We start from the raw sequence: 21,468 nt of genomic DNA, 5'->3' as shown, positions 1-21,468 counted from the left end.
ATAATGATTTTCAATCCTAAAACAATGATTTTGAAACAAAATGTCGAGTTAAAAATCAAAATGATGTATTTTTGCATCTTTAAAAGAAAGATTTAGAAAAATGGCAATTCAAAAACCATCGATTCCAAAAGGGACAAGAGATTTCTCGCCTTTAGAAGTGAATCGTCGTCAATATATTATCAATACGATTAAGAAACAATTCGTGTTATTCGGATTTTCTCCAATCGAAACTCCATCATTCGAGAATTTATCAACTTTAACAGGTAAATATGGAGAAGAAGGAGATCGATTAATTTTCAAGATTTTGAATTCTGGCGATTATTTAGCAAAAGTTGATGAGCAATTGTTAACAGATAGAAATAGTCAAAAAGTAATTTCTCAAATTTCTGAAAAAGCGTTGCGTTACGACTTAACTGTACCTTTTGCGCGTTACGTTGTGCAACATCAGAATGAAATTACTTTCCCATTTAAGCGTTACCAAATTCAACCAGTTTGGCGTGCCGATCGTCCTCAAAAAGGTCGTTTTCGTGAGTTTTTTCAATGTGATGCGGATGTTGTAGGTTCGGATTCGTTGTTACAAGAAGTTGATTTTGTACAATTATATGATTCAGTTTTTACAGAATTAAAAACGCCAGTTGAAATTCATATCAACAATCGTAAAATTTTATCAGGTTTAGCAGAAGTAGCAGATATTTCGGCTCAATTGATTGATTTTACAGTGGCTTTAGATAAGTTGGATAAAATTGGAGAAGAAGCGGTAAAAGAAGAAATGCGTGGAAAAGGAATTTCTGATTCTGCGATTGAAATTTTATCACCTTTATTCTCAATGAATGGAGATTATAAAACACAATTTGCTCAATTAAAAGAAATTTTAAAATCTTCAGAAACTGGATTAAAAGGAATTGAAGAATTAGAATTTGTTTTTGAAAATACAACAACTATTGGTTTACAATCGGCTGAATTAGTTTTGAACTTGACATTAGCACGTGGTTTAGATTATTATACTGGAGCTATTTTCGAAGTGAAAGCGAAAATCGGAGAATTCTCTTCATCTATTGGTGGAGGAGGTCGCTACGATGATTTGACAGGAATTTTTGGATTGAAAGATATTTCTGGAGTAGGAATTTCTTTTGGATTAGATCGTACATATTTAGTTTTAGAAGAAAATAATTTATTCCCAGCTTTAGAAGATTCAACAAATATCCAAGCATTGTTCATTAATTTCGGAACGAAAGAAGCTGCTGAGGCAATGAAATTGGTAAAACAATTACGTCAAAGTGGAATTAATACAGAGGTTTATCCTGATGATGCAAAAATGAAAAAGCAAATGGGATATGCTGATAAAAAAAGAATTAAGAAAGTAATTCTTTTGGGTGAAAAAGAAATTGCTGAGCAAAAAGCGACAGTAAAAGATATGATTTCGGGAGAACAAACCGAAGTTGCTTTTGCTGATTTGGCTAACGCATTGTCTTAATATGTCTTAATTCAAATCTATTCAATATATTTGCAAACTATTTAATCAAGAATATAAAATGAGTTTATTAACAGTTGGTACAGTTGCCTTTGATAAATTAGAATCTCCTTTCGGGAAAACAGATAAAATCTTAGGTGGTGCCGCTACATATATCGGTATGGCGTCTTCTTTATTGGGCGTGGATACTGCAATCGTTTCAGTTGTTGGAGGAGATTTTCCACAAGAATACATCGATTTATTAATTTCAAAAGGAATTAATTTAGATGGTTTAGAAATCGTAAAAGAAGGAAAAACATTCTTTTGGGAAGGTAAATACCACAACGATTTGAACACACGTGATACGTTAGCAACAGAATTGAATGTTTTAGAAACTTTCAATCCAGTTGTTCCTCAAGATCGCAAATCTCCAGACGTTTTGATGTTAGGAAACTTACATCCATTGGTACAAAAAGGAGTGTTGATACAGTTAGATAATCGTCCAGGTTTGGTTGTTTTAGATACAATGAACTTTTGGATGGATTGTGCTTGGAACGAGTTGATGGATGTGATCAAAGATGTTGATGTAATTTCTATTAATGACGAAGAAGCGCGTCAAATGTCGGGTGAATATAGTTTAGTGAAAGCGGCTAAAAAAATCATGACATTCGGACCAAAAACTGTTATCATCAAAAAAGGTGAACACGGAGCTTTATTATTCCAAGAAGAACAAGTTTTCTTTGCACCAGCTTTACCATTAGAAGATGTTTTCGATCCAACTGGAGCTGGAGATACATTTGCAGGAGGTTTCTCTGGATACTTAGCAAAAACAAACGATTTTTCTTTCGATAACATGAAACGTGCAATTGTTTACGGATCTGCATTAGCGTCTGTAACGTGTGAAAAATTTGGTACTGAATCATTAGGTGATTTAACGCGTGATGGTTTAGCTGAACGTTTGAAAGAATTCAATAAATTAATGGATTTCTCAATAAATTTATAAGAAAATTATTCATCAAAATATTTAAAGCCTTGCATTTGCAAGGCTTTTTTGTTTTATATTAGATTGTAAATTTATTTATATGCAAGCTATTTTTGAAATAATTTTTATTGCGATTAGTGAACTTATAATAGAAATTTTTGGAATACGAGTTCGATATATTATTTTAAAACTATTTAATCCAAAGTTAAATTTTGAGGAATTTTCTCAAAATGAATCAGGTTGGCATAAATTTATAATGCAGTAGTAGGTTTGTTAATTCTAATTGGATTAATATTTGGTGTTGCTTTCTTATATTTTAATTAAAATGAAAAACAAAATTATACATCTTCTCATATTGGCATTTTCCTCTTTACTTTCTGGAATAATGATTTCGAAAATGTCATTCATCGGTAAAATAGGAATCACAATTATTTACAACGAATATACGATCCTGAAATCGTGGTGGAAAACAGCCTTGTTATTATTCGCTATACAAGCTGTTATTTTTATCGTATTATCCATTTGGAATGAGAAAACAACGAAACGTTTTAAACGTTTGTTATTGCCTCTCATTTTCCTTTTTATGGGAATTATTGGATTAATTTATTGCTATTACGATTTTACTGAAACCTCACATCGTTTATTGAAAAAGACTTTCCATTTCGGATTTTATATTTTTTGGTTTACGTGGTTTGGGAATTGTATATTTTTTATGACAAAAAAATCTCAAAAAGTAGAAGAAATTCCGCAAGAAACAGAAGTGTATTAAAATAAAAAGCTCATCAAATTTTGATGAGCTTTTGCTTTTGTGACCGAGACAGGATTCAAACCTGTAACCTCTTGAGCCGTAATCAAGTGCGCTATTCAGTTGCGCCACTCGGCCATTCCTGATAAGAAACTATTGTTCTTATTTTGGACTGCAAATATAAAGACTATTTTTGAATCTGCAAATATTTTTTTAAATAAAATTATCCTCTATCTCTGTCTGTAATTAACATCAAGATAAAACTTAATATAAAAAGTGTATCATTTTCGGATGATTGATATTGATTTAATTTAAATTTCCGTCCAAAGAATGAAGGTTCTTTTGACACTTCCATCATTTCTCTTCCTTGTAAATCAGTTAAAACATATTTTGGATTGAAAATATAACCAGAGAAAAATCCTACAACGGGAATTTCGCCAACAAATCCGTCCATCATGCGCGTAAAACCACTACGTTCGTTGATTGTAAATAAATGATTATCATTTGCGTCGTAAATATGAAAAGTCGCTTTCCAAAAGGATTTGAAAGTTTTTCGTTTTGCTTTACCAACAATATTTCCGTTTGCATCTGTAATGGTAAAAGTTTGTTGAAAATCGATGACTTTATTCGAACGAAGTTGAAAAAGTTCTTCTTTTTTCGATGAATCACGGTAGATTTTAATCACATCTCGCCACGAAAGAATTTTTTCGCGTACATAAAACACAGGTTGATTATTAGCGTCCGTTACAGAAAAATCATTGGATAAAGTTGCAATATGAAACTTTATATCAAGCGGAAATTTTAGGTTGTTTAAATTCATAAGTATTGAGTAATTTTTATCAAAAATAGATTTTTTTCTGACATAAAAAAAGGTTCAGAATTTCTGAACCTTAAGTTTATAAATAATTTCTTACTTCATCTAAATGTGTAATTGTAGGAACATCATCCATCGAAAAATTATCATCTAATCGATCAAAGAAAATCGCTGACATTCCGAAAGCTTTTGCGCCAACAGCATCCGCAATCCAATCGTCACCAATGTAAATTGATTCATCTTTTTTAGCACCAGATTTTTCCATTGCCAAAGAAAAAATACGAGGATCAGGTTTCAAGATTTTGATTTCGTCTGCATAAGTTACCGTATCAAAATAACCATTTAATTCTGATGTTTCAATTTTACGTTTCGAAACTTCGATAAATCCATTTGTGATAATGTGTAATTGATATTTTGGTTTCAAATAATCCAACAATTCCATTGCTCCATCCACCACTTCATTGTAATTGGTAATCGTTTCCATGTATTCATCTTCAAAAATCTTTGCTAGAGCATCATTATCAATCCCAAGATTATCAAAAGCTTCTTTGAAACGACGAGCACGTAATTCTTCTTTTGTAATTTTTTTGTCACGAATCAAAGCCCAAAGACCTTCGTTGCTATCGTGATAAAATGGATGAAATTCCTCGAATGTAAAACCATATCTATTTTCTACATCATACTTTTTGTAAAGCTCATCTAGCGCGAATTTTGCATTTTTTCTGAAATCCCAAAGTGTGTTATCAAGATCGAAAAAAACGTGTTTTATTGTGTTCATAAATGCAAAGCTAAGGATTTTATGTAGATTTGCTGATGAAGAAAATATCAATTGAAAGCGAAGTTAGAAAAATTTAAAACGAAGAATGCCAAAGGTGTTTTGTCTTTGTTGGCAGGTAACACAATTGCGCAAGTGATTATGTTTATTGGCGGAATTATTTTGGCTCGAATTTATGGTCCAGAAGCATCGGGAACTTACAATGCTTTTTTGAGTTTTGTGGCCATTCTTTCTATTTTGACAACATTTCGTTTAGAGAATATTTTCGTGATTTCGAAATCATCGAAAGCGATTAGAAATTTGTTTACAACCTTATTATTAGTGAGTAGTATTGTAACGATTTTATTCTTTTTGGGTTATGCTATTTTAGAAAAAATTTTCACATTCAAAACCTCCTTATTTATTGTTTTCTTAAGTTGTGTTGCAGGGGTATTTACAGCTTGGAACAATGTACAAAATACGTTGTTTACAAAGTATAAATTATTCAAAAGTATTTCGACTGGATTTGTGATTAATGCGTTGTTTTCGGTTTTTTTTCAGTTCATTTTTTATTGGATAGGCTACAAAGAAACAGGATTGATTTATGGAACAATTTTCGGAACTATTTTGTCTTGTGCATATTATTTTTCAATTACAAAAGGACGATTTTCTTCCATTGACTTTGGGTTGGCTAAACGAACAATTTCTAAGAACAAAGAAATCATAAAATATACATTACCCTCAGAATCGTTGAATGCAATTGCTAACAATTTATTGCCAATTATGATCGCGATTTATTTCTTGAAAGAAGATGTAGCTTTTGTGGGAAATTCAGCTAAAGTTTTGGTTGTTCCTTTGACGTTGCTTTCCAATTCGATGTCTAAAGTTTTCTTTCAGAAATCTGCTGCAATGATTGATCATCGTTCACATCAATTATATGATTTATCGAAAAAAGTGGTGCTGTACAATGTTGGAGCAATTGCTGTTTTTCTTTTGTTGATGAATTGTATCGGAATTTTTATTCTCGAGTGGATGCTTGGACCAGAATGGCGAGGTCTGCATATTATGACGTGGATACTTTCATTTTGGATTTTGTGTCGTTCTGCAATGAATCCTATTCAGCAAATAGTTGTGGTTATCAAGAAAAATCATTACGCACTATACTTCAATATTTATTTGGTTTTCGTCACATTGATTACTTGTGTGATTGGCGGACTAAATAAAAACATACTTTTGACGTTATCTCTATATTCTTTCTTTGCAGGAATGGGCTATTTGGTTCAACTTTACTTTGTAATGAAAGAACTGAAACGTTATAAAAAGTTAGGTGAATAATTCGAGAAAAAATATTTTAGCTTTAGCATCTTGGTATCCGAGTAGAATTTTTTTAGATAATGGAGATTTTATTCAGCGCCATTTACGTTCTATCTCTACTTTAAATAATGTGACGCTTGTTCATGCAGTAAAAGATGAAAATTTAAAATCTAATTTTGAAATAGATGATTCTATCAACCAAAATGTAAGGGAAATAATTGTTTATTTTAAACCATCTTTTTTTCGTCCGTTTAATTTAATCAAACAATTTATAGCTTTTCTGAAAGGAGTTTCTTTGGTTAATAATTTTGATATAATTCATCTCAATGTTGTTTATCCAGCTGGTTTAGTTGCTTTGTTTTTGAAAAATAAATACAAAAAACCAATAGTTTTAACAGAGCATTGGACAGGATTTTCTCCAGAACGTTTTATTTCATTTCCATTTTACAAGAAGTTTTTAATTAAAAAAATACTTAGAAAGGTAGATGTTTTAACGCCTGTTTCAAATGATTTAGCACAGAAAATACTTAAAATTTATCCTATAACAATTGTAAAAATTATTCCAAATGTTGTGGATGTAGAATTGTTTTCGGTAAAAGAAGATTGTAAAATAAAAAGAATAACTTTTTTACATCTTTCGCATTTAGAAAATGAACATAAAAATATTTTAGGAATGTTGAATGTTGTTAAAAAGTTAGTTGATAATGGCTATGATTTTGAATTTCAGATTGGAGGAAATGGAGATTTAACTTTGATTAATAATTTTGTTGAAGAAAATAATTTGTCTGCTTTTGTAAAATCTTTTGGGCGATTACAACATTTTGAAGTGAATCAAAAGATGAAAAATGTGAATTGTTTTGTACTTTTTAGTAATTATGAAAATCAACCTTGTGTACAAATAGAAGCTTTTGCTTCGGGAATTCCTGTTATCGCAAGTGATGTTGGTGGAATTAAAGAATTTATGCCAAATAATTTTGGATTTATTGTGAATAAAAATGATGAATCAGCACTTTATAAAGCAATGGTTGAGGTGATAGAAGGTTATGAATTTGCAACACCAAAGGAATTAAATAATTATGTTTTGAATAATTTTTCTAAGGAAGAAATTGCTCAACAATTTGATGATGTCTACACGAAAGTTTTAGAATGAAAGATTTAATCAAATTCATACAATCCTTTTTACAAAACAATGGTTTTTACGTTTTTTTATCTTTTGTGGTAGAAAAATTAGTGATGTTGATTAATACCATTTTCATTGTAAAAATGATTCCTCAAGATGAATTTGGTCGTATAACACTTATCGCATCTATCATTGGGTTTGTTACGCCATGGAATGGATTAGGTTCATTACAGGTTTTGATGAAATTTGGTGCTGGTGAAGAAAATGAACAAACACGTAAAGACCTAAGTCGAAAATTATTTAGAAATGGTGTTATTAATCAGCTTATTTTATGTAGTCTTTTTATTGTAATTGCTAATTTTTATGCCATAAAATTTGATCATTTATTGTGGATTATTCTCTTGTTTTCTGTTCGTCTTTTGGGCTTATTTTTCCAATCACATCTTACAATTGATTATCGTATAAATGGTTTTAATAAAAAGTTTGCTTCATTAAATATATTGATTAACTGTTTGGGACTGATTTTTACATTTTTCTTAACCATCAACTTTGGAGCAATTGGTTATATGATTTCGCTGGCGATTACACCTTTTATTAGTTTATTTTTTTATTCTAAAACAATTTTACAACAATCAATAAGTGGTTTAAGTGAAATGAATTGGAAAATGATGTGGAAATATGGAAGAATGGAATCTTTGGCTTATTTCGCTTCAGAGTTATTGTTTTCGATTGATATTGGAATGATTGCGATTTTTATGACAGATAAAGATATTGCTTTGTATAAAGTTGCGATTCTTTTGCCTATGAATTTATTATTTATTCCGACTATATTATTTCAAACCGATTTTCCTCGAATTATTAAAAATAGTCAGAACAAGGATTTTCTGAAATTTTATATAAAAAATTATTATAAGCTATTCATTCCTATAGGAATTAGTATTCTTTTAGGAAGTTATTTTCTTAGAGATTTTATAATCGAGTTATTTTTCAATAAAAGTTATTTAACTGGTGGTACAGTTTTTTTTATTGCAACAATAGCAGTTGTTTTAGCAATGTTGTTTAGAGTATTATACATTAACTTGAATAGTACAATAGGAAGATCAGATTGGAATGTAAGAGTATCAATCCTCTCAATTGTTTGTTTAGTTATTTTTGATGCGCTATTAATTCCTTTTTATGGAATAGAAGGAGCAGCTTTAGGTATGTTAATAACTTTCTTAATTTCTGGATTATACGCATATTATTTGTTTAATAAGTATTTAAAAAATATTTAAAAATGTCATTATCAAAAAAAATATCAAAATTTATAAATGGATTTTTTCAAATTTGTAAGAATCCTTGGTTATTAAATATTATCATTGACCAAAATGAAAATTGGGAAAAGAAAACGCCAAATCATTATAAGAAAGGACTAAATCAAGTTTCTTTAGATCAATTATTTCCAAATTTTGACGGAAAATTAGATACAGTTGCTTTTTTAGATGGCGGTTCTTTGATTACAGATTTATTACTGCTGAAAAATGCGTGTAAAGAATTTGAACAATGTAAATATTTCGAAATTGGAACTTGGAGAGGAGAAAGTATTGTTAATTTGATTGATGTTGCTGATGATTTGAATACGTTAGATTTAGATACAAAGGATTATAAAACGTATAACTTTTCACAAGATTATGAAAATGCACATGGTTTTTTTATAAAAGATAAATCTAAAATAAAACAACATTTAGGAGACTCGACTAAATTTGATTTTTCAGGATTGAATAAAAAATTTGATGTAATTTTTATCGATGGAAATCATCGTTTTGATTTTGTAGTTTCGGATACAAAAAATGTTTTTGAACATCTGATTCATGAAAACTCTATCGTTATTTGGCATGATTATGCATTCTCGCCAGAAAAGATACGTTTTGAAATATTGAATGCAATTATAAAAGGAGTTCCTAAACAATTTCATAAAAATCTATATCATGTAGAAAATACAATGTGTGCTATTTATACACCAAAGAATTATGAAGGAAATATTCTTAAACTTTACGATAATCCAAAGAGAATTTTTTCTATAGATTTAAAAATTAATTAATGAGAAACAACATGCTTCTGTAGTAGTTTCTGAATATAAAATTTATAACGATTCTTTTTTATAAAAATTGCTGGGTTAGAAATACAATTATCCATCGGAAGTCGCTGAATATTTGTTGAAATCTCATCGTTTTTTATTCCTGCCGTACCAAATGTAAAATCGGATTTTATAGTATTAAAAAAGTTTTTAGAAACGCCGTCATCTGTAAAAGGAAAAGAAAAAACTCGATAATCTAAATTAAACTTTTGTTGGATAAAATCTAAACTTTCGTTCGTTTCTAAAAGTTGTTGTTCAAAAGAAATATCGCGATAATAAGGATGATTCATCGAATGTGCACCAATTGTAAATCCTTGATGAATTAAGGCTTTAATTTCAGCTTCATTCAAATAAATTTCAGCTTCATTTAGTTTTATTTCTTGTTCATTAATTAATTCATCAATTTTTTTAAGATCATGAATAGAATAATTTAAAAGTTCTTTTTTAAGATTGTCGTCTATAATATTTTCTAAAATGAAGGCAACTTTATACCGATAAAAAATTTCTTGATTGTCAATAAAATTTGGATTGATGAAAAAAGTCGCATCTAAATTTCGTTCTTTTAATATTGGAGCAATTATAGAGTAACTTTCTTTTAAACCATCATCAAAACTAAGATGAAAGTAATTTTCTTGGGGAATAGAACCATTTTTTTTGTACAAATCAATTAATTCAATCATAGAAATATTGATATAATTTTTCTGAAAAAAATCTAATTCACGCTGAAATTGATCAACAGATTTTAATGGATATAATTGATCGATATGAATTAATCGTTTATCTGAAACTGTGTGGTAAAAAGGAAATATATTTTTTTTGAATAAATTTAATATCATAAAATAGCAGTCTTAACGTTTGTAAGTAATGAATGCAATTAAAACATTTTATAAAAAATTATTTTCTGAAAAGATAAGAATTAATAATAGAAAAAATTTGAAGAAATTGAATGGATTATTTCTGAAAGGAAATAATTTTTATTGCAATTGTTGTCAAGAATCTTTTTCTAAATTTTTGGATAAATCAAACGGTATAGATAACCGAGAGAATGCTGAATGTCCAAATTGCGGTTCATTAGAAAGGACAAGAGTTTTGTTAGAATTTATAAAAAACGAAACAGATTTATTGGCTAGACCTAATAAATTATTGCATATTGCTCCAGAAGATGCTTTGAAAAATATTTTTAAACAGACCGATAATTTACGTTATGTCAATGCAGATATTAACATCAATCTTGCTGATGAAGAAATGGATATTACTTCAATAAATTATCCTGATAACACATTTGATTATATTATTTGTTGTCATGTTTTAGGTCATATTCCTGATGAAAAAAAGGCGATTGATGAATTGTTTCGAGTTCTAAAAAAAGGAGGGAAAGCATTGATTCAAACTCCTATTCATCCAATAAATAATACGTTTGAAAATGCTGAACTTAAGACGGAAGAAGAACGATTAAAAAATTATGGTGAAAAAGATTTATTACGATTACATGGGCAAGATTTTCAAGAACGATTAAAACGTGATAATATGCTAATCGAAAAAATTGATTATCGTAATAAAATTGATTATGACTTAGCGAAGAAACTTTCTGTTGGAAATGGTTACCGTGAATTAATTTTTCTTTGTCAAAAAATCTAAATTAGAATAGTTTGTATAATGCTTTTCTATAGGACCAAAGTCTTGCATAAATTTGGCTATAGAAGGAACTATAGAACCTTCGAAATCAAGTGTTAATTCTGAATTAGAAAAGTTTTTGATAATGTAATCTATTATGTAAGCTGATCCAAAATTACTTTTTGAATTCTTATTTCTTGCAAAAGCAAAATTATAAACTCGATTTTTAGAAATCATGATTAGTTGACAACCAATTAAATTTTCTTCTTGATCAAAAATTTCATAAATATTAATAATTTTTTGATTAAATAAACTTTGAATTTTTTCTTGCGAATAGTTTATTAAATTATTTGCGATCAAATATTCATAAGATGAATTTATTTTGAAAAATCGATTTAATTGAGTAACTTTTTCAATGTTATAATTGGATTTTTCTACTTTACGAATTTCATTTTTTCTATTTCTACTGTAATTTGAAAATAAAATTTCATAATCTTGATTCAAATCTAAAATATAATTAACCTTTTTCTGTCCCTTCGGTTCAAACATCTCTGTATTTTCCTCATTAAAAGCATAAGCTCTCACTAAATTTCGATGTAGTTTTTTCTCAAAAAGTTGAAAAGTTTCTTTTGAGAAATTTTCTTGATGAAAAACTCCTAATTGTTGACAATAAATTGGTTGTGTAATAAATTTTATACCAATTTTTTTTGTATATGGCAAAGGCATTATGGCTTCATAATCGTTCAAAACATAACAATCCCAATTGTTTTCAACTAAAGCATCCAAATAAAAAACTTCGGCATAAATGCGGTAATTCACCGATTTGTTGAGACATTCGGTATATTTATTAACATCTAATTTTTTTCGAGAAACTCTTTTTATCATTTAAAAATACTTTCGTAAACTTTTCGCCATTCAGTCCAATCTTCGTTCAAGTTTGATTGGTGGAATAATGTTATAAACGTTCCGTTTGTGGCTTTAATTGTTTGTTTCAATCGTTTTATTTCCTCTAAAGCTTGTTGCGGTGTTAATTTTAAATAATTTTTCAATGTAACATCCATTGCGACAAAAGGATATATTTTTAACAATGTTTGTTGATTTCTTGATAAGTCAAACCATTTGAATGGAGTAGATGTTCCAGCTCTAAAGCCTAATTGATGTGGGAATCCCATGGTGTAATCTTCCAAAATTTCATTTATTAACAATTGTTGATAAGTGTAAGGGAAATTCAATTTAATGAAATGTTGACGTGATTTTTTTATCGGTTGATTGCTAATTTTTTCTAATCGATTAATTTCAATTGTTAATTTATTTTCATCAAAATTAGATTGATAAGAAGGGTGAATTCCAATTTTTGCCCAAGTTGAAATGTTATTTATTAAATTTTTTTGAGCATTATTTTTCCAATGATGATTTTTATCGAAAGTAGAATAATCGCCCAATAACCAAAAGAAAACTGTTTCGATTTGATGTTTTTCAGCTAAAACTTTCAAATAATCAAATGTATCGTAAGGATCTTTTTTTTGCTGATTTAAAATTTTGATTTGATTCTGAAATTCTTTGAAATCACCTTTTAAAATTTTCTTTGAAAGTGAACCAAATTTTATTTTAGGAGAATGATGAAGATATTTCCATGCATAATCTACGTCATGAGTATTAATCTGTTTGAAAACTCTCTGTTTAAAATAAATTTCAGGAAATTTAGACTTTATCTTTTTTTGAATTTCAATACAAATTTCATCTACAATTGGTTTCGAATAATCTAAATCCGAACCTAAAAAACGATTGTGTTTATCAAATTTTTCTGGTTTTGCAATGTATTCTTCATAACGAGAAAGCCAATAAAAACATTTCCCAAATTCGTTTAAAATTGAATAATCAACATTTTCTTGAATGGTAGTTTCCAATAAAATATCATCAACTTTATAATTGATTTCATTTTCTAAAAATTGATTTGAAAAGTTGATTTTTGGTAAAATTGATTGTGAAAACTCATCAAAATCTGTAGTCGTTTTGTAGTCAATTCCAGAAAAATTATGAAAAATAAAATCGAAAATATATTCAATTCGATTCGTTATTTTTTCTGTAAATATGATGATTTTTTGACTCAAAATAGTTTTCAATAAAGCTTAAAGATATCAAATTAGACCATCATCCGCAAATGAATAAAAATCTTTTTGAGAAACAATAATGTGATCTAAAACTTGAATATCTAAAAGAGTGGCACCTTCTTTTATTTTTCGAGTAATGTGTATATCAGACTGACTTGGAGTAAGATTTCCAGAAGGATGATTGTGAGAAAGTATCATTCCAGTTGCCATTAACTCTAAGGCACGTTTAAAAATTACTCGAATATCGACAGCGGTTTGATTAATTCCACCTCGTGAAATTTGCTCAGTTTTAATGATTCGATTTCCTTGATTGAGAAACATTACCCAAAATTCTTCGTTTGGTAAATCACCAATTTGTTGTTGTAAAATTATGGCTGCGTCTTTGCTTGAAGTAATTTTGTCGCGTTCTAAAATCTCTTGCGAATTTCGTCTTCTTCCAATTTCCATTGCAGTGATTATCGAAATTGCTTTTGCTTCTCCAACTCCTTTGAATTTGCATAAATCTACAATTGAATATTTAGCTAATTCATTCCAATTATTGTTCGCAGAATTTAAGATTCGTTTTGCCAATTCTACAGCCGATTCTTCACGATTTCCGCTTCCCATGATAATCGCTAACAATTCTGCGTCAGAAAGCGATGAACGTCCTTTTAAAGCTAATTTTTCGCGAGGACGATCATCTTCATTCCAGTTTTTTATCGAATTTTTATTCTCTAAGTAATCCATTTATATAAGGGATTGATTTTGTATTTTACAATATAATAAAAAAAGCTCGAACAAATTTGTTCGAGCTTGATATTTAATGAAATAGTTTTTTTTATTTATTGACTTTTGCCCAAGTATCTTTAAGGGTAACTGTTCTATTGAAAATTAACTTTTCTGTAGAAGAATCACGATCTAAAGCAAAATATCCAATACGTTGAAACTGGAATTTATCCTCCACTTTGGCTTCTTTCAAAGCAGGCTCAGCAAAACCTTCTTTTACAGTTAAAGAATTTGGATTGACAAATTGTAAAAAGTCAACATCTTTCTCTGCATCTGGAGATTCAACTGTAAATAAACGATCATATTCTCGAACTTCGATCGGAATATTCTCTGTTGCAGAAACCCAATGCAACGTACCTTTTACTTTACGTTTAGAAGCTTCAGTTCCACTTCCAGACTTCGTTTCAGGATCGTAAGTTGCATAGATTGTTGTGATATTTCCTTCAGCATCTTTTTCTACTCTTTCAGCTTTAATGAAATATGCACCTTTCAAACGAACTTCGTTTCCTAATGATAAACGGAAGAATTTTTTAGGCGCTTCTTCCATAAAATCTTCACGTTCGATGTAGATTTCTCTTGTGAAAGGAACGATACGAGTTCCAGCTGTTTCATCTTCCGGATTATTCTCAATTTCTAATTCCTCCACTTGTCCTTCTGGATAATTTTCGATTACCACTTTCACTGGATCAATAACAGCAAAAACACGAGGAGCAATTTTATTTAAATGATCACGAACAGAGAATTCTAATAACGAAATATCCAATACATTATCACGTTTTGCAACACCGGCTGTATTCCAAAAATTCTTAATCGATTCTGGCGTATAACCGCGACGACGCAAACCTGAAATAGTAGGCATACGTGGATCGTCCCAACCTGTTACAACTTCTTCTTGAACCAATTTCATCAACTTACGTTTACTTGTAATCATGTACGAAACATTACCACGAGCAAATTCGCGTTGTTTTGGTTTTTGAGGTTGATTTGGTAGTTCCACATTGTTCGCGTACCATTCGTATAAATCGCGATGATTTTTGAATTCTAATGAACATAATGAGTGTGAAATTCCTTCGATATAATCAGATTCTCCATGCGTCCAATCGTACATTGGGTACATTTTCCAAGTGTCTCCAGTACGGTGATGAGGACGTTTCAAAATACGATACATAACAGGGTCGCGCATGTTCATATTAGGAGAAGTCATGTCTATTTTTGCACGTAAAACATGTGTTCCTTCTTCAAATTCTCCCGCTTTCATTCGTTCGAAAAGATCTAAATTTTCTTCAACAGAACGATTTCTATAAGGAGATTCAATTCCTGGTTCAAAAGGTGTTTTACGTTGTTCATTAATCACTTCTGAAGACTGGTCGTCGATGTACGCTTTTCCTTCTTTAATTAATTGAACAGCCCAATCGTAAAGCTGCTGGAAATAATCAGAAGCATAGCGTTCTTCAGCCCACTCGAAACCTAACCATTTCACATCTTCGCGGATAGAATCTACGAATTCTTGCTCTTCTTTGTCAGGATTAGTGTCATCAAAACGTAAGTTTACAGGCGCATTGTAACGCTGTCCTAAACCGAAGTTTAAGCAGATTGCTTTTGCATGCCCGATATGCAAATAACCATTTGGTTCTGGTGGGAAACGAAAACGTAAATTTTCTTTCGGCATCCCGTTGGCTAAATCATCTTCGATGATTTGCTCAATAAAATTCAATGATTTTTTTTCTTCTTCCATTTTTTAATTACGATTGAGTTTGCAAAGGTACGAAATTGACAATAAATATAATGTCGAAAATTCCGGATTTTACAATTAGAAAAATTCAATCAAAAAATAGAAGTAAATAAATGATTTATAATGGATAAGTTACCCCAAATAAATTTCCAATAATCCGTTTGGAATTTGGATAAGCATTGCTTTTTCGTTACGATTAACTTCTAAGATCCACTCATCAATCATCGGGATTAAGATTTCTTTTCCGTTTGCATCTACTTCAAAATAAGCTTGTGCAGCAGAATCGTTAACAGATTTTATCGTTCCAACTTCTGTATTTGTTTGATCATAAATCGTGAAACCAACAATTTCGTGGTAATAAAAATCTGTTCCAGAAAGTTCTGGTAATGATTTTAGAGGTAAATAAAGTTCGCGATTGATTAATTTGTCGACATCTTCGTCTTCAACATCTTCAAATTTTACTAATAATTTTGTGCCTTGATAAGGCTGAGAAGTTTCGAAAAAAAATGGAACCAGTGTACCATCTTGCTCGATGAACACTGCTTCCAAAGTATCGTATAATTCTGGTTCGTCTGTATCCAAGTGAATGATTAAATTACCTTTGAAACCATGTCTCTTTGTAACTTTACCTAAATAGTAGCAATCATTTTTTGTCATTTGGAACGTCTCTGAACTTAAAAATTATTCTTCTGTAGCAACTTCTTCAGTTGTACCTTCTGCTTCTTCAGCAGGAGTTTCTTCAACTTGTGCAGCAGCTTCAGCTTCCTGAGCAGCTTTTACACGAGCTTCATTAACAGCTTTTTCAGCTTCTAATGCAGCAGCTTTAGCAGCAGCAGCACCTGAAGTTAAACCGTCTTTTTTAGCTTGAACTTTTTCACCTTTAGCTTCTAACCAAGCGTCGAAACGTTTGTCAGCTTCTTCTTGAGAAAACGCACCTTTAGCAACACCACCTAATAAGTGTTTTTTCATAAAAGCACCTTTGTAAGATAATAAAGCTTTAGCAGTATTAGTTGGCTCAGCACCAGTTTGTAACCATTTTACAGCAGAATCAACATTTAATTCTACAGTTGCAGGGTTAGTAATTGGGTTGTAAGTACCTAATTTTTCGATGAAACGACCATCACGTTTTGCTCTTGAGTCAGCAACTACGATGTGAAAGAATGGTTTTCCTTTACGACCATGTCTTTGTAATCTAATTCTTGTAGCCATAGTATAACTAATTATTTTGGGAACTCGTCCCGTTTTACAAATTTGAGGTGCAAATATACAAAAAAATAATAATATGAATTAGAATTAGTATTCAGATATTAATTCTAATTTTATATAAATCAATTTCATGAAATATTTAACATTAATGATACTTACATTATTATTGTCATGTAAGACCAATTCTACTGAGCTTAATAAGAAAAATGATATAGACTCGGTGATTATTAATGATGACCATATTAAAATTAATGATACACTAATTATAAGAGATTCAACAATAACTCCTTCAATAATTAGTGAATAAAATTACATAAATAAACATAGTATGAAGAAAACATTTATTTTATTATTTACATTATTTGGATTGTCAGCTTCTTTTGCGCAGGATAATAATGCGATTTTTTATAAAAAACTGGAAGAGCAGCAATTAAAGAATGAACAGAAGTTTAATAGTCTACAGAATAAGAATGCTAAATCTGTAATTGTAGATCAATCAAAAGGAATTTCTAATCTCGCAGGTTTTATAGAAGATTCACCTTTTTTTTACCAAACTGATGATATTAGAGCAAATACAGGAGCGGGTATTACTGAGTTACAAAATGAAGGTATTAATGGTTTTGTTTTGAATGGGAAAGATGTTAGTGTACTAGTAATGGACGGAGGGGCAGCGCTAGGAACACATATTGAGTTTAGAGATCTTGATTATGGAAATTCAAGCAGATTATTTGATACCGAAAATGGAGCAACTGCAATATCTGATCATGCAACTTCTGTATCAGGTTTTATTGCAGCCGAAGGTAGAGCTTCATTTAATGGATACCCACAATATGCAGCTAAAGGAGTATTAACAAAAGCTAAAATAAAAAATAGCAGTTTTAATACAACAACAAATGGAAACAATATACAGAAGCTTTTAAATGCAAAAGAAAATTTATCTAATCATTCTTATGGTGTAAATTTAGGATGGGATAATTATTATTCTAAGACAGATAAATTAGGTCCTGGATGGTATTTTAATATGACAAATTATCAAGATTTAGTTAAGGACGCCAGTGCTACTTTGAGTGGATCTTATTATAGTTCTGATGCTGATTTTGACAAGACGGTTTATAATAATCCAAATTATATTGTTGTTAAATCAGCAGGTAATTATTATGGTTCGGGACCAGATGCCTCTGATACTAATCCAAAATTCCAATACAAAGATGGGATTTGGACACCTTTTACTGCATCGGAAGTAATACCTTCAAAAAATTGTATTAATGATGCATATTGTATTGGTTGGGGGTCATTGGCTAAAAATATCATTGTTGTAGGAGCGGTTAAATTACCGAATACTACTGATTATAAATTTACGACATTAACAAAAGATAATAGAGCAACATTTTCAAGTGTTGGACCTCGTAAAGATGGAGCAATTAAACCAGATATTTCTACTTATGGAGATTCTTTGATTGCTCCTTCATATGACTCATCAAATCCTACACAAAATAATGTATTTATTATAGGAAGTGGTACATCTTTTTCTGCACCAATTGTGACGGGGGCAATGGGAATGTTGACTCAGTTACAAAGATTAGTAAATAATAATTCTACATTTACTTTTTTTGGAGATGAAGCTAAAACACTACTTTTACATACTGCTGATGAGGCTGGAGATAATGATGGACCAGATATTTATTTTGGTTGGGGATTATTAAATACTAAAAAAGCAGCAGAGGTTTTATTAGATGATACAAAATTGTTTGAAAGAAAATCAAAAGTTTCAGGTACAGATATAGTGTATGAAATAACTTCCGATGGAACACCTTTGAAAGCAAGTATTTCCTGGATAGACCCAGAAGCAGCTTATTTTAAAAATATAAATGATTTATTTTATAATCAGTCTTCAAGATTGATTAATGATTTTGATTTAAGAGTAGTAGAAAGTTCTACAAATGTTACTTATTTTCCATGGAAATTAGATTTAAATAATGTTACTGGTCCTGCAATCAAAGGAGATAATACAGTAGATAATTATGAACAAGTTCTTATAAAGACTCCAACAAAAGGAGCAAAATATAAAGTTATTATTTCAAATAAAGGAAATTTAATAGATAACGCAGGAGTTAAAAAGAATCAGGATGTTACTGTATTGATAACAGGTAGAACAACTGGAGCTCTTAATACAGATGAGTTAGCTGTTGATAAATCGATTTCTGTTTATCCAACATTAGCAAAAGATATTGTAAATGTACAGACAACTGAAAAAATAACAGTTGTAGATATTTTTGATATGACCGGAAAAAAAGTTTCGTCTTCGGATAAGAAACAAATTAATATTTCAAATTTACCGACAGGTGTTTATATTATTAATATCAAAACAGATAAACAATCGGTTTCTAAGAAAATTGTAAAACAATAGAACAGTATTTTTTCTATTAATTTAAAACTTCAATAACATTGTTATTGAAGTTTTTTATTTTAGCGTGAAATAGATTATTAAAAAATGAACAAACAAGAAATACTTACTCAAACACAAGCTTATATCAAAAAAACTTTTTTAGATGAAGGAACAGGACACGATTATTTTCACATAGAACGTGTGGTGACAAATGCGAAGAAGATTTTAGAAACTGAAAATGCAGATTCTTTTTTGGTCGAATTAGCAGCTTGGACACATGATATTGGTGATTATAAATTACATAATGGAGTTGATAAATCGGAGGAATTAATTAGAAAATTTTTAGAATCAATTTATGTAGAAGAAACATCTATTCAGAAAGTATTGGAAATTGTTTCGCAAGTTTCATTTAGCAAAGGAAATAAACCAACAACTATCGAGGCTGAAATTGTGCAAGATGCTGATCGTTTAGATGCGATTGGAGCGGTTGGTATTGCGCGTTGTTTTGCATATGGCGGAAGTGTTGGTAATATTTTGTATAATCCATACGATAATTCGAAAGACGCTTCTAGTGTACAACATTTTTATGATAAATTATTTAGATTAAAAGAATTGATGAATACCAAAACAGCAAAAGAAATTGCTTTAAAACGTCATCAATATATGGAAAATTTTATCGAAAAATTTTATCAAGAAGTAAAATAATATTGTAACTTATTATTCATTTAATTATCCTTAATGCAACTAAAATTTACTCTAATTTATTTGTCACTTTTATTGATATGCAGTTGTGCTTCTGTCGAGAAATATAATGCAGATATTGATAAAGAGATTCCTGCGAATAAATTGAAAAAAGATGTAGATTTTGTTTATAAAAAACTAAAAAGATATCATCCAAAATTAGATTTATATAATTCTCAAGAACAAATTGATTATAAATTTGATAGTCTTAAAAAGTCAATTGATAAACCATTGAAACCAAATGATTTTTATGTCAAGTTTTTTCCGATTTTCGAAAGTTTAGAACATGGTCATACAGATATTTATCCGATATATAAACGATTAGAAAAGAGCAAGGAAAAAAAATACAAAGAATCTAAATCTGCTTTTAGTGATTATAGTTTTTTTTGGCAAAATGATTCAGTTTTTTTAGTGACAGATTACAGTAAAATCAATCCGATTAATCAAGGTTCAGTTTTGCTTTATATAGATAGTGTTTCTACAAAGTATTTATACGATAAATATAAAAAAAGTATTTATGGAGATGGTGAAAATCAAACTTTTTCGGATAATGTCTTTAACCGAACTTTTCTCAATTATTTTACTTTAGAAAATGGAATTAAAGATTCGGTTGAATTAACTTTTAAAATGGGGAATTCAATCATCCGAAAAAAAACATTTCGTACCTATCCAAAACCTAAAAATGATAAGATTTCAGAACTACCAAAAATTACAAAAGAGCAGAAAGAAGTTGAGCGAAAAGTTAGGATAAAACAAAAGAAATACGGCTATTCTAAAAGTTCCAAAACCTATTCCAAAGATTTGACTTTTCCTACGAACGACAGTACGATTGCGGTGTTAAAAGTAACTGATTTCAGGAAAGGAAAAATACGCGAACTATATAAAGAGGTTTTTACGGATATCAAGAATCATAAAGTTCAAAATTTAGTTCTTGATCTTCGCAACAATGGTGGTGGTTACCTAAAAGATTCGCACTATTTATACGCTTATTTGGTCGATGATTCCAAGGCATTTTTAGGTGAAAAAATCGTCGCGAACAAAACCTCTTTTGGCAAGTCGTTGTACAATCTTTTTCCCGTTTATTCCTATCCGTTGCTTTGGTTGGGATCGGGTTATACTTATTTTTCGACGTCAAAAAATGCTAAAAATGAATACGAATTGCACATGCCTTTTTCGCATGTCAAAATAGATAAAGAGCTCGTGTATCACCACAATTTGTATGTCATTATAAATGGTGGTTCTTACTCTGCTTCGGCGTTGATTTCGGCTAATCTTCAACTAAAAAATCGAGCATTTTTTGTAGGTGAAGAAACGGGAGGAGATTTTAATGGAACGGTTGCTGGGTTGATGCCAAAATTTACGTTGCCCAATTCCAAACTCAAAATTTCGGTTGGTACAGTTTATCTTTCTCCTATTGAAAAGCGAGATGAACAGGCGCATGGTGTTTATCCAAACCAAGTTATTCAACCTAATTTGCAAGATAAAATTAAGCGTACGGATGCTGAACTGAAATGGATTTTAAATGATATTAAAAAAGGAAATATCGAATACAATAAAGCTTTAAAAATATAAAATCATCTCCTGAATTAAGGAGATGATTTTTATATTTTTAGCGTTT

The 21,468-nt window shown here is 30.0% G+C and carries 19 protein-coding genes, 1 tRNA gene and 1 pseudogene; 11 read left to right on the top strand and 10 right to left on the bottom strand.

What is annotated here, in order from left to right; genetic code table 11:
• Positions 1 to 100: 100 nt before the first annotated feature.
• The 3 genes from hisS (at position 101) to B4J88_RS04945 (ending at position 3,201) form a co-directional block, all read left to right on the top strand.
• Positions 101 to 1,474 carry a histidine--tRNA ligase gene (gene hisS, locus B4J88_RS04955; RefSeq protein ID WP_291066649.1) on the top strand — a complete coding sequence of 458 codons (1,374 nt, stop codon included), beginning with the start codon at positions 101 to 103 and terminating at the stop codon, positions 1,472 to 1,474.
• A gap of 58 nt (positions 1,475 to 1,532) precedes the next feature.
• Entirely contained in the window at positions 1,533 to 2,453 is a 921-nt protein-coding gene (locus B4J88_RS04950) for a PfkB family carbohydrate kinase (protein ID WP_291066647.1), read from the top strand.
• A gap of 304 nt (positions 2,454 to 2,757) precedes the next feature.
• Entirely contained in the window at positions 2,758 to 3,201 is a 444-nt protein-coding gene (locus B4J88_RS04945; RefSeq protein ID WP_257468033.1) for a hypothetical protein, read from the top strand.
• A gap of 40 nt (positions 3,202 to 3,241) precedes the next feature.
• Here the strand turns inward: B4J88_RS04945 and B4J88_RS04940 are convergent.
• From B4J88_RS04940 to B4J88_RS04930, 3 genes and pseudogenes are all read right to left on the bottom strand, one after another.
• Positions 3,242 to 3,315: transfer RNA gene (locus B4J88_RS04940), tRNA-Arg, on the bottom strand.
• Between the two features lie 85 nt (positions 3,316 to 3,400).
• Positions 3,401 to 4,027: pseudogene (locus B4J88_RS04935) on the bottom strand (LURP-one-related family protein); the annotation flags it as partial.
• 46 nt (positions 4,028 to 4,073) lie between these two features.
• A complete protein-coding gene (locus tag B4J88_RS04930; protein WP_221854314.1) occupies positions 4,074 to 4,769 on the bottom strand; it encodes a YjjG family noncanonical pyrimidine nucleotidase in 696 nt (231 codons plus the stop codon).
• Positions 4,770 to 4,820: 51 nt separating this feature from the next.
• Between B4J88_RS04930 and B4J88_RS04925 the strand changes: the two genes are divergently transcribed.
• From B4J88_RS04925 to B4J88_RS04910, 4 genes are read left to right on the top strand one after another with little or no spacing between them, the layout of a single operon-like run.
• Positions 4,821 to 6,080, top strand: coding sequence for a lipopolysaccharide biosynthesis protein (locus B4J88_RS04925; protein ID WP_280049012.1), 1,260 nt, complete (start codon positions 4,821 to 4,823; stop codon positions 6,078 to 6,080).
• Positions 6,073 to 7,209 carry a glycosyltransferase family 4 protein gene (locus B4J88_RS04920; RefSeq protein ID WP_291053423.1) on the top strand — a complete coding sequence of 379 codons (1,137 nt, stop codon included), beginning with the start codon at positions 6,073 to 6,075 and terminating at the stop codon, positions 7,207 to 7,209. The genes B4J88_RS04925 and B4J88_RS04920 overlap by 8 nt, the downstream gene beginning before the upstream one ends.
• Positions 7,206 to 8,453: a polysaccharide biosynthesis C-terminal domain-containing protein gene (locus B4J88_RS04915; RefSeq protein ID WP_280049013.1), complete on the top strand. Its 1,248-nt coding sequence runs from the start codon at positions 7,206 to 7,208 to the stop codon at positions 8,451 to 8,453. Before B4J88_RS04920 ends, B4J88_RS04915 begins: the two co-directional genes overlap by 4 nt.
• 2 nt (positions 8,454 to 8,455) lie before the next feature.
• On the top strand, positions 8,456 to 9,259 hold the full coding sequence (locus tag B4J88_RS04910) for a class I SAM-dependent methyltransferase (protein ID WP_125349542.1): 804 nt from the start codon (positions 8,456 to 8,458) through the stop codon (positions 9,257 to 9,259).
• Here B4J88_RS04910 and B4J88_RS04905 read toward each other — a convergent pair.
• Entirely contained in the window at positions 9,256 to 10,131 is an 876-nt protein-coding gene (locus B4J88_RS04905; RefSeq protein ID WP_291066645.1) for a polysaccharide deacetylase family protein, read from the bottom strand. The two genes, B4J88_RS04910 and B4J88_RS04905, sit on opposite strands and share 4 nt — an antisense overlap.
• Before the next feature lie 28 nt (positions 10,132 to 10,159).
• Between B4J88_RS04905 and B4J88_RS04900 the strand changes: the two genes are divergently transcribed.
• Positions 10,160 to 10,933, top strand: a complete 774-nt coding sequence (locus B4J88_RS04900; protein ID WP_291066643.1) for a class I SAM-dependent methyltransferase — start codon at positions 10,160 to 10,162, stop codon at positions 10,931 to 10,933.
• Here B4J88_RS04900 and B4J88_RS04895 read toward each other — a convergent pair.
• From B4J88_RS04895 to B4J88_RS04870, 6 genes are all read right to left on the bottom strand, one after another.
• Positions 10,907 to 11,794, bottom strand: a complete 888-nt coding sequence (locus B4J88_RS04895) for a hypothetical protein (RefSeq protein ID WP_291066641.1) — start codon at positions 11,792 to 11,794, stop codon at positions 10,907 to 10,909. The genes B4J88_RS04900 and B4J88_RS04895 overlap by 27 nt on opposite strands.
• Positions 11,791 to 13,020 (bottom strand): polysaccharide deacetylase family protein, encoded by a 1,230-nt coding sequence (locus B4J88_RS04890; protein ID WP_125349538.1) that lies wholly within the window; start codon positions 13,018 to 13,020, stop codon positions 11,791 to 11,793. The genes B4J88_RS04895 and B4J88_RS04890 overlap by 4 nt, the downstream gene beginning before the upstream one ends.
• A 27-nt stretch (positions 13,021 to 13,047) precedes the next feature.
• Positions 13,048 to 13,746, bottom strand: coding sequence for a RadC family protein (gene radC, locus B4J88_RS04885; RefSeq protein ID WP_219033875.1), 699 nt, complete (start codon positions 13,744 to 13,746; stop codon positions 13,048 to 13,050).
• Between the two features lie 91 nt (positions 13,747 to 13,837).
• Complete coding sequence (locus B4J88_RS04880) at positions 13,838 to 15,520, bottom strand: glutamine--tRNA ligase/YqeY domain fusion protein (RefSeq protein WP_125349536.1); 1,683 nt, start codon at positions 15,518 to 15,520, stop codon at positions 13,838 to 13,840.
• Positions 15,521 to 15,649: 129 nt separating this feature from the next.
• Complete coding sequence (gene rimM, locus B4J88_RS04875) at positions 15,650 to 16,174, bottom strand: ribosome maturation factor RimM (protein ID WP_280049017.1); 525 nt, start codon at positions 16,172 to 16,174, stop codon at positions 15,650 to 15,652.
• 24 nt (positions 16,175 to 16,198) lie between these two features.
• Complete coding sequence (locus B4J88_RS04870; RefSeq protein WP_180905332.1) at positions 16,199 to 16,726, bottom strand: 30S ribosomal protein S16; 528 nt, start codon at positions 16,724 to 16,726, stop codon at positions 16,199 to 16,201.
• A 325-nt stretch (positions 16,727 to 17,051) separates the two neighbouring features.
• On the opposite strand from B4J88_RS04870, the gene B4J88_RS04865 reads away from it, so the two are divergent.
• The 3 genes from B4J88_RS04865 (at position 17,052) to B4J88_RS04855 (ending at position 21,422) form a co-directional block, all read left to right on the top strand.
• Positions 17,052 to 19,130, top strand: a complete 2,079-nt coding sequence (locus B4J88_RS04865; RefSeq protein WP_286495331.1) for a S8/S53 family peptidase — start codon at positions 17,052 to 17,054, stop codon at positions 19,128 to 19,130.
• Between the two features lie 84 nt (positions 19,131 to 19,214).
• A complete protein-coding gene (locus B4J88_RS04860) occupies positions 19,215 to 19,814 on the top strand; it encodes an HD domain-containing protein (protein ID WP_291066638.1) in 600 nt (199 codons plus the stop codon).
• Positions 19,815 to 19,847: 33 nt separating this feature from the next.
• Entirely contained in the window at positions 19,848 to 21,422 is a 1,575-nt protein-coding gene (locus B4J88_RS04855) for a S41 family peptidase (RefSeq protein ID WP_291066636.1), read from the top strand.
• Positions 21,423 to 21,468 lie beyond the last annotated feature (46 nt).

Origin of the sequence: Empedobacter sp. UBA5036, assembly GCF_002415215.1 — a bacterium.
Taxonomy (GTDB): domain Bacteria; phylum Bacteroidota; class Bacteroidia; order Flavobacteriales; family Weeksellaceae; genus Empedobacter; species Empedobacter falsenii_B.
Note: the sequence above shows the minus strand (reverse complement) of the source record. Positions and strands in the feature narration are given on the sequence as shown.

Coding starts and splice junctions, on each gene's coding strand:
- hisS (WP_291066649.1), top strand. CDS start 101: ATGGCAATTCAAAAACCATCGATTCCAAAAGGGACAAGAGATTTCTCG.
- B4J88_RS04950 (WP_291066647.1), top strand. CDS start 1,533: ATGAGTTTATTAACAGTTGGTACAGTTGCCTTTGATAAATTAGAATCT.
- B4J88_RS04945 (WP_257468033.1), top strand. CDS start 2,758: ATGAAAAACAAAATTATACATCTTCTCATATTGGCATTTTCCTCTTTA.
- B4J88_RS04930 (WP_221854314.1), bottom strand. CDS start 4,769: ATGAACACAATAAAACACGTTTTTTTCGATCTTGATAACACACTTTGG.
- B4J88_RS04915 (WP_280049013.1), top strand. CDS start 7,206: ATGAAAGATTTAATCAAATTCATACAATCCTTTTTACAAAACAATGGT.
- B4J88_RS04910 (WP_125349542.1), top strand. CDS start 8,456: ATGTCATTATCAAAAAAAATATCAAAATTTATAAATGGATTTTTTCAA.
- B4J88_RS04905 (WP_291066645.1), bottom strand. CDS start 10,131: ATGATATTAAATTTATTCAAAAAAAATATATTTCCTTTTTACCACACA.
- B4J88_RS04900 (WP_291066643.1), top strand. CDS start 10,160: ATGAATGCAATTAAAACATTTTATAAAAAATTATTTTCTGAAAAGATA.
- B4J88_RS04895 (WP_291066641.1), bottom strand. CDS start 11,794: ATGATAAAAAGAGTTTCTCGAAAAAAATTAGATGTTAATAAATATACC.
- radC (WP_219033875.1), bottom strand. CDS start 13,746: ATGGATTACTTAGAGAATAAAAATTCGATAAAAAACTGGAATGAAGAT.
- B4J88_RS04880 (WP_125349536.1), bottom strand. CDS start 15,520: ATGGAAGAAGAAAAAAAATCATTGAATTTTATTGAGCAAATCATCGAA.
- rimM (WP_280049017.1), bottom strand. CDS start 16,174: ATGACAAAAAATGATTGCTACTATTTAGGTAAAGTTACAAAGAGACAT.
- B4J88_RS04870 (WP_180905332.1), bottom strand. CDS start 16,726: ATGGCTACAAGAATTAGATTACAAAGACATGGTCGTAAAGGAAAACCA.
- B4J88_RS04865 (WP_286495331.1), top strand. CDS start 17,052: ATGAAGAAAACATTTATTTTATTATTTACATTATTTGGATTGTCAGCT.
- B4J88_RS04860 (WP_291066638.1), top strand. CDS start 19,215: ATGAACAAACAAGAAATACTTACTCAAACACAAGCTTATATCAAAAAA.
- B4J88_RS04855 (WP_291066636.1), top strand. CDS start 19,848: ATGCAACTAAAATTTACTCTAATTTATTTGTCACTTTTATTGATATGC.